The organism is Larkinella humicola, from assembly GCF_008727875.1.
Taxonomy (GTDB): Bacteria; Bacteroidota; Bacteroidia; order Cytophagales; family Spirosomataceae; genus Larkinella; species Larkinella humicola.
Genome location: NZ_VTWS01000001.1, coordinates 583,167 through 599,713, shown reverse-complemented (window position 1 = coordinate 599,713; position 16,547 = coordinate 583,167). Strand labels below are relative to the sequence as shown.

Here is a 16,547-nt window from a genome sequence, read left to right as displayed (position 1 = left end):
TCCGGGAAGACGCGCTTTCTTCCCGGAATTTTTTTGGTAAACCGCTGCAATCAGATCGTGAGCAGAAAGGCCATCGTGTCGACTCCGTCCGCATACGCATTCAGGCCGGGGCGCTGCGTGTGGCCAAGGGGAACACTGCCCGGATAAAAACCGTCTTTCGAAGCCACACACTGAATTCGATCGGAAAGAGCCGTGAGTTTGCCTGCCAGGGTTTCCGGGTCAGCGTAGGTTTGGTAGTAAAGCGTTGAAATGGGTGAAACCAGCCCTTCGTTTTCGGTCAGCAATAAAAAACCGTTGTCGAAGTGCGGCACGCCGTTGATGAGGTAAATTGACTTGTTGTAGTCGTAGTTGTTGTTGTATTTGTGGTGGCTCGTGAATTGAAAAGCAAGTGGGTCCAGTCGTTGCAGGAACGGAATGAAATCGTAGTGTTCCGGAACGAACAGTGTGGAGACGTTACGGCAACCCAGGCCAAAATAGTCGAGGGCGTCGTGGCCCAGTTTGTCCAGATCGTCGGTCGTTTCAGTGCCGGTCAAAACAGCGACGGACGAGCGGTTTCGGCGAATTATGTGCGGTTTTTTGGAGAAATAATACGCAAAGTACCGCGCGGAGTTGGAACTGCCGGTGGCAATGAACGCATCGGCCTGGTTCAAACGCTCACTAACGTGGATCCGATCCGCAAATTTGGGGTTGATTTCAATGATTTTTTGTATTAAATAATTGATAAGTACAAAATCGGGGGTACTTAGCTTGGCCAGCAGGTGATGTCCACTGAGCAATACGCACAGCAAATCATGAAAACCGACGGCAGGAATGTTCCCCGCCATGACAACTCCCACATTTTTAGGTGTTTCAGTTGTGACGTTATAACCTTTTATCCATGCCGATAACTTTTCTTCATTGAGGTACTCATCGGCGATAGCCTGGAGGGATTTCAGGCCGTTTTCCGGGGTAAACCAGTGGTTGGAATAAAAGGCTTTTTCGGCGATTTCAGGCAATTCTGACGTATTCCGGGCTTCTTTCAGGAAATTACCCAACTGGACAAAGGTGGCAACTCGTTCGCTTAAATTCATTCTAATTCGGGGTGCTTTACAGAGTATTGAACGGGTAAAATTAAATTATAGTTTGGTGTCAAACTTTAAATAATTATATTTGTTGATTAATTAACATAGACACTTAAACAGCAACCGTTTCGAAAGGTACGATTCTTTACACGGAAGAAGCCGTTCCCTACGAATCATTAAAATTCTACCTGCAAATGGCAATCATGATCACAGATGAGTGCATCAATTGTGGTGCCTGCGAACCCGAATGTCCGAACACGGCCATCTATGAAGGCGGTGTTGAATGGACCTGGGGCGGAGGAACCGAATTGGATGTTGTCGATTTTGGTGATGGTACGGTAGTCAACGGTAAAGATCCGCAAACCCCGGTATCCGACGAATTTTATTACATCGTTTCAGATAAATGTACGGAATGTGTTGGTTTCCACGAGGAACCACAGTGTGCAGCCGTTTGTCCGGTCGACTGTTGTATACCCGACCCGGATAATGTGGAGGAAGAAGATACCCTTCTGGCCAAAAAGTCGTGGCTCCATGCCGAGGCTGCCTGATTGACTCACCACCAGATACACCAAAAAATCCCGGATCGCCGATCCGGGATTTTTTTTGTGCTCATAATTCAGGAATGTTGGGATGAAATAGAACTATTCAAATAATTAATTGAATGGCATGTTAGGGTGTAACTTGTATATTATTCCAAAATAACGCTTGTTCACAAAATATGCTACAATGGCATAGTTCATATAAAATTACGCAATATGGCTCTAGTTTTAGGTGACTTTTGGCAATTTGTGCATGATTTCAAGGAAAATTGCATTAAATTTTACCAATTGCTTGCAAATTAGGTGTCGAGTAATAATATTTGTGCGTCAATTTAATTAATCAGTTTATTCTCGAACAAACCAAAGGAAATTATGAAAAAAACTGTTTTACTGGTATGTTGTTCGTTTTCCTTCTTTTTGTCCAAAGCTCAGGACGCAACGACGACTACTTCTAAGCCGCAGGAAGTAGCCGCCACGGAGTCTGAAGCCGAAAACAAGGGTAAATTCTCTTTCTCAGGCTACATCGATTCGTTTTACAGCGGTAATCTTAATAATCCTCGTTCGGGCAGCAACCTCGGAGCAGCCGGTACGGCTCGCGTTTTCGATCAGCGCGCCGGTCAGATTTCACTGGGTCTCATTCAAACCAAAATCGGGTACAGCACTGACAAGGTCGATGCCGTACTTGACCTGACCTTTGGTCCGAATGCCGATCTGGGTAATTATGGTAACGTGATTGGACCCTTATCGGGAGGAACGTCCCTCGCTGCTATCAAGCAGGCGTACATCAACTGGAAGACGTCCGATAAATTCTCGATCATGGTGGGTCAGTTCGGTACACACATCGGATATGAAGTAATCGACGCCCCGGTCAACTACAATTACTCCCTGTCGAACCTGTTCAACAACGGTCCTTTCTACCACACCGGTATTAAAGGGACGTATGCCTTCAGCGATAAAGCGTCGCTGATGCTGGGTATCGTGAACAACGTCGATAGCTGGAAAGACAACAACAAGGCGAAAGGCATCATTGGCCAGTTGTTCTTTGCACCGGTTTCGGGCTGGAACGTCTACCTGAACGGAATTGTGAGCAACGAAGCCAACCCGGATTCGACGGGAAAAGCTGTAAAAGGCATGTACTCCGTATTCGATTTGACGACGACGTACCAGATCACAGAGAAATTCTACCTGGGTCTGAATGCAGCCATCGGTTCGCAGAAAGAAGATTTTCAGGGCTATGCCCCCGTTAAAGCCGGTACGTCCAAATGGAGCGGTGTGGCCGTTTATACGAACTACGCTTTCACCGGCAAATTCGGTCTGGGCGCCCGCTACGAGTATTTTGACAACAAAGACGGTGCCCGCGGTCTGCGCAATTATCTGGGCGAAGGAACGAGCGTCAACTCGATCACCATTACGGGTAACATCACGGCTGCCGACGGCAACCTGTTGATCAAACCGGAGTTCCGGCTCGATAGTTACGCCAAACCTGCCGGTAGCAACACCGCGGAAGCCCAGCAATTTGAAGACAGCGATGGCGCGTTTACCAAATCCTCGCAATCGACGCTGGGACTGGCCTTTATCTACAAATTTTAAGAAGCAACCCCACACTGGTCTCTCGGGACCTTTCTCAACCTAATGTACAACTAAACCGTTCAAGTATCATGCAAAAACCATCTTACTTACCGCTTGCCCTACTGCTGATAGTCAGTGTGTTGGGTGTGATTTTTCCAGCCGTTCCGAAGGGCATCGTCACCGAAGGCATCAACTCGGGAGATACGGCCTGGATGCTCGTTTCCGCTGCGCTGGTGTTGTTGATGACTCCCGGTCTGGCTTACTTCTACGGCGGGATGGTGAACAACAAAAACGTCATCTCGACGATGCTGCAAAGCTTCATAGCGATGGGCGTCATCAGTATTCTCTGGGTGGTAGTCGGTTTTAGTCTGGCTTTTGGTGAAAGCATTGGCGGTTTCATCGGAAATCCAACCACTTTCTTCATGTTCAATGGCGTACTGGATGGCAAACCATGGCCATTAGCAGCAACGGTTCCCCTGGTCGTATTCGCGTTTTTTCAATTAAAATTTGCCATGATTACGCCGGCTCTCGTAACCGGTTCGATGGCAGAACGGGTCAATTTCAAATCCTACGTGTTGTTCATGATCCTGTTCAGCCTGATTGTGTACACGCCCCTGGCCCACATGACCTGGCACCCGGACGGTTTCCTGTTTAAATTGGGTGTTCTGGATTTTGCCGGTGGTACGGTGGTTCACATGTCGGCCGGCTGGGCCGCTCTGGCCGGTGCTCTGTATCTGAAACGCCGTAAATCACACATGGAAGCCAGCTACTTCCCACCAGCCAACATCCCGTTCGTTCTGTTGGGTACGGGTTTACTGTGGTTCGGCTGGTTCGGTTTCAACGCCGGTTCGGCAGTAGGCGCAACGCCCCTGGCTGCCTCGGCTTTCGCCACCACCAACACGGCTGCGGCTGCGGCTGGTTTGGGCTGGGTCTTGTTTGATGCCGCTAAAGGCAAGAAAGTATCCGGTTTAGGTTTCGCCATTGGTGCGGTTGTCGGTCTGGTTGCCATCACTCCGGCAGCTGGTTTCGTAACGATCCCGACGTCGATCTTTATCGGAACGGTCGCTTCACTGGTTAGTAATACCGTTGCTCACCTGCGTACAAAATCAAGACTGGACGATACGCTGGATGTGTTCCCTTGCCACGGTGTAGGCGGTATGGTCGGGATGCTGATGACGGGTATTTTCGCTTCGAAAGGTGTTAACTCGGCGGTTGTCGACGAAGGTCTGGCTTTCGGCGATACCAAATTGTTCTTCATCCACCTGATGGCCCTGGTGATCGTATCGGTTTTCGCTTTCGGTGCTTCCTACCTGCTGCTGATCATTACCAACGCCATCCTGCCACTGCGGGTTAGCGAAGAAGACGAGAAAGTGGGTCTGGATGTTAGTCAGCACGACGAATTCTTAGTTGACGCTTAGTCCCAAGATATACCAACAGAGCCACAGGGGTTGCCTGTGGTTTTGTTGTACTCGATGAAGGTATCTGTCTTTGACGGATACCTTCTTTTTTTGGGAAGGGAATCACAAATTTAAAATGATGAATGCTAAATGTAAATGGGAAGGATCGCATCCTCAAACCCTTTTACATTTAGCATTCATCATTTTAAATTTGTGATTCCCTTTAGGACTTTCGCTTTCTGCCCCGTTCCCCTAAAGGGGACTTGGACGCGGCTTAGTCCGGATGCTAAAAGTCCGGCAGCGGCCGACCGCCCTTTAGGGGAACGGGGCAGAAAGCGAAAGAGTGATAGAATTATCAGACGTAAGTCCTACCCTTATTTAGACGAGTATACCTTACTGAAAATGAACGACGGATGGTTCCGCAATGCTTTCCGTCACTTCCATCAACCCGGCGCTGTTCAGGCCCGTCAGCAGAACGGATTTGGTTTCGTTGATGAGCAGCGGATCGTAGGTGGCCGTCACCCGAACGTAGTTTTCGGTAAAACCCAGCATCTGACCGTTTTCGATGTCTTCTTCGAATAGAACGGAAGCTTCCCGACCGACCTGCTGTTCGTAGAAAAACCGCCTTTTTTTGTCGGAAAGGCTGTGCAGCATTTTCGAACGGTCGGCCCGTTTGGACGGATTGACCACCGGTTTCAGGTTCAGGGCGTGCGTGTTGGGCCGCTCGGAATACGTAAAAACGTGCAGATACGAGACCGGAAGTTCGTTCAGAAAGTGGAAGGTTTCAAGAAAAGCCTCGTCCGTTTCGCCGGGATGCCCCACAATCACATCGACGCCAATGCAGGCATGCGGCATCAGCTCCTTGATTTTCGCCACCCGTTCGGCATACAGTTCGCGCTTGTAGCGACGGCGCATCAACGCCAGAACGGCATTGGAGCCTGACTGGAGTGGAACGTGGAAATGGGGGACAAACCGCTTTGAGCGGGCGACGAACGCAATGATGTCGTCGGTCAGCAAGTTGGGTTCGATAGACGATATCCGGAACCGTTCAATGCCTTCCACCTCATCCAGGGCCTGAATCAGTTGCAGGAAAGTTTCTTTTGGCTGAGCATCCTGCCCGGTTTGGGGTTGCAGCCCAAAATCGCCGATGTTGACGCCTGTCAACACAATTTCCTTTACGTTGCGGGCGGCAATTTCGCGGGCGGCCCGCACCACATTGGCAATCGTGTCACTCCGGCTGTTGCCGCGGGCGAGCGGAATGGTGCAATAGGCGCAGGGGTAATCGCAACCGTCCTGTACCTTCAGAAACGTGCGGGTACGGTCGTTGAGAGAATAGGACGCGTGGTAATCGACGGCTTCTTCAATGGGGGAGTTATAAACGGCGGCTTTCCCGGACGGTTCCTTGACAAAATCGCCCAGCAATTCGGCCAGCCGAAATTTCTCGGAAGCTCCCAAAACCGCATCCACACCGGGAATGGTGGCAATTTCGGTCGGTTTCAGTTGCGCGTAACATCCCACAATGGCCACATAGCCATCGGGGTTGATATGTTGTGCTTCCCGAACAATTTTCCGGCATTTCTTGTCCGCATTGTCCGTAACCGAGCAGGTATTGATGATAAAAATATCGGGCTTCTGATTAAATTCTACGCGCTCATATCCCTTTTGCTCCAGGATGCGGGCCAGGGTGGAGGTTTCGGAGAAGTTGAGTTTGCAGCCGAGTGTATAAAAAGCAATTTTTTTCATTTGACTGCAAAATTACAAAACTATTCGGTACAGCCGAATCAAACCGATGAGGTGGTGGGACGAAACCCGCAAGGTTTTCAAAACCTTGCGGGTTTATAAGGCTTTTGACAACCCGAAACCTGTTAGGTCTTCAATACCTAACAGGTTTCGGGTTGTCAAGATTATTTATTCAGAAAATCCTGATAGGATTCCTCTTCGTAGGCTTCCCCCAGTTCGATATCCTGTTTTTGAATGACGCCCTTGGAAGAAATGAGTTGGCGGCTGGTGTTGTCGAACAGCAAATGCCGGTTGGGTTGGACGACGCCAAAACCGTTGTTAAACGCAAAATAAGCAAATGGGCGGTTTTGCGGATTCAGCAAATCCCGGCTCCATTTAAAATCGGTAACGTTCACATTCAGTTGCTGCAACAAGGTGGCCGCCAGATCGGTTTGGGATCCAATGCAGTCGATGACCCGCGGTTTGGCTTTCAAGGCGCCCCCCAGCCACAACATGGGAATGTGAAAATCCCGTACCCGGTCGGTTGACAACACCGGCAAACGGTGTCCGTGATCCGCCGTAATCACAACGAGCGTGTTTGCCCACCACGGCTGTTTTTTGGCCTGAGCAATAAACTCGCCCAAACTGCGGTCGGCATAATACATCGAATTCAGAAACAGTGATTCTTCATCTGTGCCGGGAAACACCGTCGGCATCGGCACTTCGAACGGTTCGTGACTGCTCAAGGTAAAGAGCGACGCAAAAAATGGCTGCTTTTCTCCGCTCAGATCCGACAGGATCCGGCTGTACACCACATGGTCGTGGGCGCCCCATTTGGAATTCCAGTCGCTGGATTTAAAATCCGGTTTGGAAATGATTCGGTTAAACTGGTTGTGGTAGAGGTAGGATTTGATGTTGGCAAATTCGGTTTCACCGCCGTAGTAAAACGACGTCTGGTAACCGGCTTTTCTAAATTTCTCCCCCAGCGTTGGCAATTTTGCCGATTTCGTCGGTAAGGTCATGATGGAAGCCGTTGCCTGAGCCGGAAAACCGCTCAAAAGTGCAATCAATCCTTTTTCACTTCGGTCGCCACTGGCGAAGAGCTGGTTGAACAGGATGCCTTCGCGGGCGAGCTTTTCAAACTGCGGGGTAACACCGGCCCGCCCGCCCAGACCGGCAACGGTTTTGGCCGTAAAACTTTCCCAAACGATGAGAATGACATTCGGTTTTGAGGTGGTCAGTAACGACGGAGGGTTGGTAACTGGCTGAAAAAGCGGTTGTAGTGTTCGGTTTGCCTGTCCTTTGGGTAGGAAACTGAAGGGATTTATGCCGTATTTATTCCGTTCCAGAACGGAATGCATAAAATTCCACTGGGGGGTTACGGCGGCATAGTTGGCAAAAGCGACCGGTGAAAAGTAAACGGCGCTGACATTCATTGGAGCCAGTTGGGTTCCCCCCCGAATTGGAATAACCAGGGCGGCCGTCTCGACCAGCAGCAGGGGCGTTGCAACCCACCACCGAACTGGTTTCAGATGTGTGAGCAAGCGGTGTACCAGCCGTTTAAAAAAATAATCGCCCACGAGCAGCATCGCTACAAAAAGCGTTGCCAGTGACAAAATCGGGGAGGATGCCATCGACGCGGCCGCTTCGCGTGGGGATGTCAAATAGTGCAACGGGGTGATGTCCAGGTGAAAACCCCAGGCGCGAAACACCTCGAGATCAGCGACCGTGATCAGAGAAACAACGATCAGTTCGATAAAAATGATGATTCGCAGGGACAGCGCAAGTTTGGAAGAAGACCAGTTGGGCCGCAAGGTAAGGAGCAGGGCGGGAATGACGGTCAGGTAACCGGCCGTTGAAAGGTCCATCCGCAGACCATTGGCAAAAACACCCGCTACAGCCGCGGTATTCAACTGACTGGATTGGGGTTGATACATCAAAAAGAGAACGCGGCTAGCCAGCAACCAGCCGGTCCAGCCCATCAAACAGGCAACAGGAATAAGCAATCGACTCTTCATTACTTCTGAAAATACAATGACCAGGGGATCGCAAAGGTAACACGAAACCGGGCGGGATAATTGCTTATTATGTAAACGGTTATAGAATTGTGGTTTACTTTATCTTTCGTACGTACAATTTGTTCTGGGGTACGTACAAAATTTGGATGAAATAGGTATTTTCTCAGATGCAAGATTTTCGATAGCGAAAAACCAATTTTGGTAATTTTGAGCAAATTTTCGTGAAAAATAGGTTAAAACGCAGGTTGTTTCTTGGAAATTACAACAAATAATCAGTATTTTTGGGTGTTTTTAATCCAAAAACCACCTCGAACCTAATATGTCAAACTTTCGGTTTAAAGCTCTCGAAATTGCACAAAGTCGGCAAGCCCTCTCTGTTCCACCTCCGGCAGAACGTGTAACGGAATACTATGGCTCCTACACATTTAACAACGAGGTTATGCGTTCCCTGCTGTCGCCGGAAGCATATCTGAAAATCACCCAGGCCATCGATACCGGCGGTAAAATTGACCGCGACATTGCCGATGAAGTGGCGAATGCCATGAAAGCTTGGGCAACGGCGAAAGGGGCCACCCACTATACGCACTGGTTTCAGCCATTAACGGGAGCAACGGCCGAAAAACACGACGCTTTCTTCGATGTGACGATGGACGGAAAAGCCATCGAAAAATTCAAAGGGGGGGCCCTGGTTCAGCAGGAACCGGATGCTTCTTCGTTTCCGAGTGGTGGTCTGCGGAACACCTTCGAAGCGCGCGGCTACACCGGTTGGGACCCTAGCTCGCCGGCTTTTTTGATGGACAACGGCGCGGGCGGAAAAACCCTTTGTATTCCCTCCGTATTTATATCGTATACCGGCGAAGCGCTTGACTACAAAACGCCTTTGTTGAAAGCCCTACTGGAAGTTGACAAAGCAGCTACGGCGGTTTGTCAATATTTCGATCGGAATGTAACCAAAGTAACCCCAACACTGGGTGTCGAGCAGGAGTATTTTGTCGTTGACAAAGCATTGTTCTATGCCCGCCCGGATTTGGTAATGGCCGGTCGGAGTGTGTTCGGCCATTCTCCGGCGCGTGGTCAGCAATTGGAAGACCACTATTTTGGCACGATTCCGCCCCGGGTGAATGCCTACATGGTTGACTTTGAATTTGAAGCCATGAAACTGGGTATGCCGGTTCGGACGCGTCACAACGAAGTGGCTCCGGGTCAGTTCGAGGTAGCACCCACGTTTGAAGAAGTGAACCTGGCCATCGACCACAACGCCCTGTTGATGGATTTGATGGAAAAAGTGGCTGAAAAACACAACTTCAAAGTGTTGTTCCACGAAAAACCGTTTGCCGGCATCAACGGTAGCGGGAAACACAACAACTGGTCACTCGGAACCAATACCGGCGTCAACCTGCTAGCTCCCAGCTCGAAACCAAAAGAAAGCCTGCGGTTTTTGACGTTCCTGGTCAATGTGGTGAAGGCCGTTCACGACCATGCCGATCTGCTGCGCGCCAGCATTGCCTCGGCGGGTAATGAATACCGCCTGGGTGCCAACGAAGCGCCCCCGGCCATTGTATCCGTGTTTCTGGGCGAGTCGCTGACGAAAGCCCTGGAAGACCTCGAAACGAAGTCGGAAGTGATTGTCAACAAAGGCGATAACGTCTACTATAAACTGGGGATCAACCGCATTCCGTCACTGCTGCGGGACAACACCGACCGGAACCGGACCTCCCCGTTTGCCTTTACCGGAAACAAATTTGAGTTCCGTGCCGTGGGTGGTGGAGCCAATTCGGCGTCTACGATGACGGTTCTGAACACGATTGTTGCCGCTCAGTTGGCGACCTTCAAACAGGAACTGGATGCGCGTCTGGCCAATGGCGAGAAGAAAGAACTGGCCATCGTCGAGATTCTGAAAGAGTACTACAAGTCGTCAAAACGCATTCTGTTCGAAGGCAACGGTTATTCGGATGAGTGGGTTGAGGAAGCCGCCAAACGGGGACTGTCGAACATCAAATCGACACCGGAAGCCCTGGGCGTATACCTGAAACCCGAATCGCTGGAATTGTTCGAACGTGTGGGTGTTCTAAGCCATGCCGAAGTCGAATCCCGCTACGAAATCGAACTGGAGAAGTACATTAAAAAAGTACAGATCGAGTCGCGGGTCGTGGGTGATCTGGCGATGAATCACATCGTTTCAACGGCGCTAAAATACCTGAACAAACTGGCAGAAACCGCCAAAGCGCTGGTTGATCTGGGTATGACTGACGAAGCCGAGCCGATCAAAGACCTGATCAAGGAGATTTCGGCCCGTGTCATCGCCATCAAGAAAAATGTCGAAGCAATGACGGAAACCCGTAAAAAGGCCAATAATTTGACCGATACGGCCGAAATGGCGAAATTGTACGCTACGGAAGTGAAAGACTTCTTTGACGTTATTCGCTACGAAGTTGACAAGCTGGAACTCATCATCGATGATGAAGACTGGCCGCTGGTAAAATACCGTGAGTTACTTTTCGTCAAGTAATAGTAATTTTCCAACCATATCGTTACATAAAGCCTGCGCCAATTGGTGCAGGCTTTTGTTTTGTAACGGTACCAGGCTTTTTTTAGCCCTATTAATCGGTTTTGACGACAATCAGTGGTTTATTTACATTTCTGCCTGCAAAACCTCAAAACCGGTTTTGCGCGTTTAGAACGTAAAGGCCCAACCTCTAACCGAACTAGAAATGCCGTTTTCGATGGACACCCTGCTGCGCGATTTGAGCCGTCTGCCACACCGGGGGGCGGCTACAGCTTTCGAAGCGGCCGCGATTGAACGGTTATCATTGGCGCTCCGGGAACTGCAGGCCACCGTAACGGTCGAACCCTTCCGGACGCCCCGCACCTACGTGACGGTAATTTACTGGCTAATTGCCGGCATCGTCACCGGGCTGTTGACGGCGCCCTGGCTGGGCTGGGTGGCGGTGCTCTGGACGTGGGGCTGGGTTACGCTGGCCTGGTTGTTTTTCAACTGGCGGTTTTCACCCGTCACCCGACTCCCTCCGCAGGTAACCTCCCACAATGTCATTGGCCGCTGGCGTGAAACCGGGTTTGGGTATGCCGGTGACCAGGAAAAACCGGTGATGAAAGTCATCTTGATGGCGCATTATGATACCGCTCCAATCTCGCTTCTATACCGAACCGGCGCCGTCAACAGTTTCCATACCACCCTCGTTCTTTCGCTGGTGCTGATGCTGGGGGCCGGGCTGCTGGTGCTTTTTGAGCAACTGGGTTTTCACAGCGACTGGATGCCGTGGATTCGCTACGGCCTGATCGCGTATTTTGTTCTCCAGGCCCTGCTCGGAACGCTCGGTTACTGGCTCTATGGCTACACCAACGGAGCCAGCGATAACGCAACCGGGGTTGTGGCCGCCATTGCTACCGCCGAACGGCTGCGGCAGCTCTATATGCCCGGACTGGAAACCGAAGTGGTGCTGACCGGCGCGGAAGAAGCGGGCCTGATTGGCTCGCGGGCGTACCTGGACAAACACATCGGCAGTTGGCCCCAGGGACGGACGGTGGTGGTCAACTTCGATACGCTGGGCAATGGATCGCTGCGGATCATTAAACATACCGGAACCGTTGAAGTTATTGAATATACCAACGACCTGATGAGAACGGCGGAACGATTGCTGGAGGAAAAACCGTTCCGGGGAGTTGTCAAACCCGGGCGCTGGCACACGGCCGATTTCGACAGCGTCTGGTTTGTGCGCCGGAAAATTCCGGTAATGACTCTGACGGCGATGGATGCCAGAGGCCGCATGCCCAACATTCACCGCCCGGAAGACCAGTTGCTGGTCACGGATGTCAGTGCCCTTCCTACGGCGGTCGATTTTGCCATTCAAACGCTGGTGCGGCTCTATCAGACGTATGAAATCACCGCCGAGCGGTTGTGAATTGAACGGTATGCTGGTTTTGAATGTTGAATTTCACGGGCAGGTTTGTAGATTTGTCCGCACGATTAAACGAATATTTTAACGATTACTGCAATGGGGACGTACAAAAATGAGGGATTTGAACCCGCAACGATTCAACTTCTGAAAGAGGAATGCAAAGAAGATGGAAGTTCATTTGTCTATGTAGAAGATGAAGACGATGATCTGGAGGTTTTGAATTCCGGAGAGTGCGTTCACGTTCAGTTTGTTGGCAAGCACAAGGAGAACGAAGTCATTTACGATGCCATCATTTATACGCTGCGACTCCACCACAGCAGCCTGGTGTATGAAATGGCCATGGAAAAAGTCAAGAAATCGTTCCCCCAATACATTCCGGTAGAAGAGCGGAAACCCGATTACCGGATCGATGCGGAACTGGAAGAGGAAATTGAGTTGTTCTTAACCGAGTTGATCGAGGAAATCGAAGAGACCGAAGCGGTTAAAGTGCAGGAACACATTGAAATCGATCACGAGTTTGAATACGGAATCAGTCTGGATGTCTGCCTCAATGTGGAAGAAATTTCGGAAGAGGTCATTGAAGACTTTATTGCTCGGTTCAACAGCAATACGCTGACTCTGGACAAGACGATGTATTCCTTTACCAACGACGAACCCGAAGAATAAGCGAAAATTTCGACGGTTCGTCCGTATGTATGCACCTGTTTTATCAGCCCGAAGCGGAAACAAACGCCTATTTGAGCGAGGAAGAATCCCGGCATTGTGTCAAAACGCTGCGGCTGGCCAAAGGAGCGGTTATTGATGTGACCGACGGTCGCGGTAAACGTCACAACTGTGTCATTGAGACCGCCGATCCGCGCCGGTGTACTTTTCGGGTTGTTGACACACATACCCAGGCTGCTCGGCCCTACCGAATTCAACTGGCCGTTGCACCGACCAAAAACATGGACCGGATCGAATGGCTGGTGGAAAAATCGGTAGAACTGGGCATCGATCAGTTCAGTTTTTTCGTTAGCCAGCATTCCGAACGCCGGATGCTCAAAACCGACCGGCTGGAGAAGATCGCTGTTGCTGCCATGAAGCAATCCCTGCAGTTGTTTATGCCGGTCATCGATCCTTTGCTGGATTTCAAAACCGTATTGACGCAGGCTGCCGATGAGCGGTTTATTGCGCATCTTCCTGAAAATGAACCGGCGGTGTCTTTGTTAAAAGCCGCCAAACCGGGACGGACAACCCTGGTGCTGATTGGTCCCGAGGGTGATTTTTCGGAGCGTGAAATTCAGCAGGCAATTGAAAATGGATTCAAAATGGTTAAATTGGGGGAGACCCGGCTGCGCACTGAAACAGCGGCTCTGGCAGCCTGTCATACGATTCATTTGATTAATACGACAACCTGAACATGAAGCGACGTACTGGAATTTCTTTGGTGATTTTGGTTTTAATGTTGACGGCAGCGTTGTCGGGGCAGGCGCAGTATTCGTATAAAATTGCCAAATTGAAATACAATGGCGGGGGCGACTGGTATGCCAACAAAACGTCCATCCCCAACTTGATCAAGTTTTGCAATGCGAACCTGCGGATGAATATTTTTCCGGAAGAGGACATTGTGGAAGTGGGAAGCCCCGAATTGTTTTCGTATCCCTTCGTTCACATGACGGGCCACGGGAACGTTGTTTTTTCGGATGCGGAAGCCCAGAACATGCGCCGATATCTGATGTCGGGCGGTTTTCTGCACATCGACGACAATTACGGACTGGATAAATTCATCCGGCGGGAGATGAAAAAGGTGTTTCCGGAGCTTTCATTCATCGAATTGCCCTACAATCATCCCGTTTATCACCAGAAATTCAACTTCACAAACGGCCTGCCGAAAGTGCACGAACACGATGGAAAGGCACCGCAGGGATTTGGATTAATCTGGGAAGGGCGTTTAATCTGTTTCTACAGTTATGAGTGTGATTTGGGGAATGGCTGGGAAGACCAATCGGTCTATAACGACCCGGAAGAGGCTCGTCAGCAAGCTTTACGCATGGGAGCCAACCTGTTACAGTATTCGACAACCGCATTTTGAGAAAATAAATAAAAAATAAAAATTTGTCTTATTCGGTTAACTATCGACGTTATTGTTGTAGATTTGTAGAATCTAATTGCACTGAAGTTGGTTTTTAGCCATTCACCTTTAACAAATTTAATCCCGTGGTAATAATCCTTATTGCCTTTGTTGTTCACTGGTACGTATCGCTTTTCTGCCAGACATTTTTTCTGCACCGGTATTCGGCTCACAAAATGTTCACGATGAGCAAGGTATGGGAACGTTTTTTCTTTTTCCTGACCTATCTCTCACAAGGGTCCTCGTATTTGAGTCCTCGCGCTTACGCCGTTCTGCACCGGATGCACCATGCGTTCAGTGATACTCCCAAAGACCCGCATTCTCCACACCACACGAAAAACGTGTTTACGATGATGTGGAAAACGAAAGATCTATACAATGCCGTCCTGAACCGGGTGCGGCCGATTGAAGCTAAATTTGACCGCAACTACCCGGAATGGTATGCACTGGAAAAAATCGGTGATTCCTGGATTTCACGCGTAGCCTGGGGAACCGTGTATTCCTTGTTCTACATCTTCGCCTTCGTTTACCTGGATATGCACTGGGCGTTTTTCTTCCTGCTGCCGATTCACTTCCTGATGGGACCGATCCACGGCGCGATTGTGAACTGGAGCGGACACAAGTACGGTTACGCCAACTTCGACAACCATGACCGGTCTAAAAACTCGATGTTTTTTGATTGGCTGATGATGGGCGAACTGTTCCAGAACAACCACCACAAACGTCCGAATGCCGCTAACTTCGGTGCGCGTTGGTTTGAACTCGATCCGACTTACCCGGTTATCCGGCTGCTGTCGGCGGTGGGAATCATTAAAATGCGCCCGGCGAAAGTAACCAGCCCGGAATTCGAAACGGGTCATGATCGTCTGGTGGAACATAACGAGAAAATGTCAGCTTAATCTGCCTTGACTTTCAACACGAAAAATGCCCGCCAGTCTGACTGGCGGGCATTTTTCGTGTTGGAGAAGAAAGAGGTTAGACAAAAGAATAAAGACTTTATCATGGTGGAACTGTCTTTACTCTCTTGTCTAACCTCTTTACTCTTTTTCACAACAACTCCTTCGCCACTTCATCCCACGAAAGTACTCGTTGGAAGATGGTGTTATCACGGTTGTGGGGAGCATCGAACAAAAGGCCTTTCCCCTGAAAACTGACCAGATTATACGGCATGTCGTCGATCATAAAGTCGGCCCGCAGAATGCTCTTGTCACCACAGAAGACCCGGTTTTTCCAGTGAATATGCGGGAAATGCTGATCCAGCCAGTCGTATTTTTCCGAAAGCGAATTGCGAAACTCCATGGCCGCGGAGGTAACGAACAGGTCGTATTTTTCGGAAAGTGCCTGCGTTACTTCAATGGCTCCGGGCATCACCGGTATGTCGGCAAAGAAACCGGGTTCGTGCACATAATCCGCCAGACGCTTGTAAACGTCCTTTTCCAGCAGTTCATGAAACGAATTGTCCCGGAATACGGTGGGCAATGCCGTTGTATCAAAATCACGGCGGAAAATGGCAATAAACTTGCCGACGGTGTCCGCCAGCACATCATCCATGTCGATGGCAATACGTGGTTTCATTCTTTAAATTTTATGCCAATGGCTCTTTTGCCGCTTGAATAGACAATGGCGTCGATGGGCTTCTTGGCTTCGGTTGCTTCTTTTTTGACCCGACGAACAAACTGTTCGACATCTTCTTCAATGGAATTGTTCACAATACCACCGGTAAAGTAGGATTTGGCTTTCACGCCCCCGGATGCATCGACGACAGTTTCGTAATCCAGCAGCGGCTCATTCATGACATAAACGGCCAGTCCATCAATTTTCCGAACCTTCGCAAGGCCTTTGTTAGCACCGGCTTCCTCTTTGAATTTAACAGCGATGGCGGTTTTTGAGCCCGAAATGACGACGGCATCAAACGCTTTGTTGTCTTTTTTGCCATCCTTACTCGCCCGTCGGACAAACTGGGCGGCTTTTTCAGAAACCCCTTCATTGACGACTCCGCCAGTAAACAGCGATGCCGCCTTGGCACCGGATGCGATTTCGAAGACGGTTTCGTAGGCACGCAGCGGTTCGCACATCACGTACGTTTCAATGCCCTGAATTTTTTCAACCCGTGCGTTTGTCTGCGCGAAAACGGAGGTGAAACCAAGGATGGTACAAAGAACAGCGGAAAGAACCAGTTGTAATTTCATGAGTAAAGTATGTTGTTTGCGTAAAATG

Annotated in this window: 14 protein-coding genes; 9 read left to right on the top strand and 5 right to left on the bottom strand. The window is 49.9% G+C overall.

Annotated elements, in window-relative coordinates; all coding sequences use genetic code 11:
• Nucleotides 1–50: 50 nt before the first annotated feature.
• Nucleotides 51–1,070 (bottom strand): acyl-CoA reductase, encoded by a 1,020-nt coding sequence (locus tag F0P93_RS02585; RefSeq protein WP_150874803.1) that lies wholly within the window; start codon nt 1,068–1,070, stop codon nt 51–53.
• A gap of 185 nt (nt 1,071–1,255) precedes the next feature.
• Between F0P93_RS02585 and F0P93_RS02580 the strand changes: the two genes are divergently transcribed.
• The 3 genes from F0P93_RS02580 (at nt 1,256) to F0P93_RS02570 (ending at nt 4,587) form a co-directional block, all read left to right on the top strand.
• Nucleotides 1,256–1,609, top strand: coding sequence for a 4Fe-4S dicluster domain-containing protein (locus F0P93_RS02580; protein ID WP_150874802.1), 354 nt, complete (start codon nt 1,256–1,258; stop codon nt 1,607–1,609).
• 363 nt (nt 1,610–1,972) lie between these two features.
• A complete protein-coding gene (locus tag F0P93_RS02575; RefSeq protein WP_150874801.1) occupies nt 1,973–3,190 on the top strand; it encodes a porin in 1,218 nt (405 codons plus the stop codon).
• 68 nt (nt 3,191–3,258) lie between these two features.
• Nucleotides 3,259–4,587 carry an ammonium transporter gene (locus F0P93_RS02570; RefSeq protein ID WP_150874800.1) on the top strand — a complete coding sequence of 443 codons (1,329 nt, stop codon included), beginning with the start codon at nt 3,259–3,261 and terminating at the stop codon, nt 4,585–4,587.
• A gap of 372 nt (nt 4,588–4,959) precedes the next feature.
• Here F0P93_RS02570 and mtaB read toward each other — a convergent pair whose 3' ends face one another.
• Nucleotides 4,960–6,309, bottom strand: coding sequence for a tRNA (N(6)-L-threonylcarbamoyladenosine(37)-C(2))-methylthiotransferase MtaB (gene mtaB, locus F0P93_RS02565; protein ID WP_150874799.1), 1,350 nt, complete (start codon nt 6,307–6,309; stop codon nt 4,960–4,962).
• Nucleotides 6,310–6,470: 161 nt separating this feature from the next.
• Complete coding sequence (locus F0P93_RS02560; RefSeq protein ID WP_150874798.1) at nt 6,471–8,303, bottom strand: LTA synthase family protein; 1,833 nt, start codon at nt 8,301–8,303, stop codon at nt 6,471–6,473.
• Nucleotides 8,304–8,622: 319 nt separating this feature from the next.
• Between F0P93_RS02560 and F0P93_RS02555 the strand changes: the two genes are divergently transcribed.
• The 6 genes from F0P93_RS02555 to F0P93_RS02530 all read left to right on the top strand — a co-directional run bounded on the left by F0P93_RS02555 (nt 8,623) and on the right by F0P93_RS02530 (nt 15,229).
• Entirely contained in the window at nt 8,623–10,812 is a 2,190-nt protein-coding gene (locus F0P93_RS02555; protein ID WP_150874797.1) for a glutamine synthetase III family protein, read from the top strand.
• Between the two features lie 202 nt (nt 10,813–11,014).
• Nucleotides 11,015–12,223 (top strand): M28 family peptidase, encoded by a 1,209-nt coding sequence (locus F0P93_RS02550; RefSeq protein WP_150874796.1) that lies wholly within the window; start codon nt 11,015–11,017, stop codon nt 12,221–12,223.
• Nucleotides 12,224–12,316: 93 nt separating this feature from the next.
• Nucleotides 12,317–12,886 (top strand): hypothetical protein, encoded by a 570-nt coding sequence (locus F0P93_RS02545; protein ID WP_150874795.1) that lies wholly within the window; start codon nt 12,317–12,319, stop codon nt 12,884–12,886.
• Nucleotides 12,887–12,915: 29 nt separating this feature from the next.
• Entirely contained in the window at nt 12,916–13,617 is a 702-nt protein-coding gene (locus F0P93_RS02540) for a 16S rRNA (uracil(1498)-N(3))-methyltransferase (RefSeq protein WP_150874794.1), read from the top strand.
• A 44-nt stretch (nt 13,618–13,661) separates the two neighbouring features.
• Complete coding sequence (locus F0P93_RS02535) at nt 13,662–14,291, top strand: DUF4159 domain-containing protein (RefSeq protein WP_374756764.1); 630 nt, start codon at nt 13,662–13,664, stop codon at nt 14,289–14,291.
• 125 nt (nt 14,292–14,416) lie between these two features.
• Nucleotides 14,417–15,229: an acyl-CoA desaturase gene (locus tag F0P93_RS02530; RefSeq protein ID WP_138991881.1), complete on the top strand. Its 813-nt coding sequence runs from the start codon at nt 14,417–14,419 to the stop codon at nt 15,227–15,229.
• 148 nt (nt 15,230–15,377) lie between these two features.
• Here the strand turns inward: F0P93_RS02530 and F0P93_RS02525 are convergent, their stop codons facing one another.
• Together F0P93_RS02525 and F0P93_RS02520 are read right to left on the bottom strand one after the other, a co-directional pair.
• Nucleotides 15,378–15,905: a 5' nucleotidase, NT5C type gene (locus F0P93_RS02525; RefSeq protein ID WP_150874792.1), complete on the bottom strand. Its 528-nt coding sequence runs from the start codon at nt 15,903–15,905 to the stop codon at nt 15,378–15,380.
• Nucleotides 15,902–16,519: a hypothetical protein gene (locus tag F0P93_RS02520; RefSeq protein WP_150874791.1), complete on the bottom strand. Its 618-nt coding sequence runs from the start codon at nt 16,517–16,519 to the stop codon at nt 15,902–15,904. The genes F0P93_RS02525 and F0P93_RS02520 overlap by 4 nt, the downstream gene beginning before the upstream one ends.
• Nucleotides 16,520–16,547: the final 28 nt, after the last annotated feature.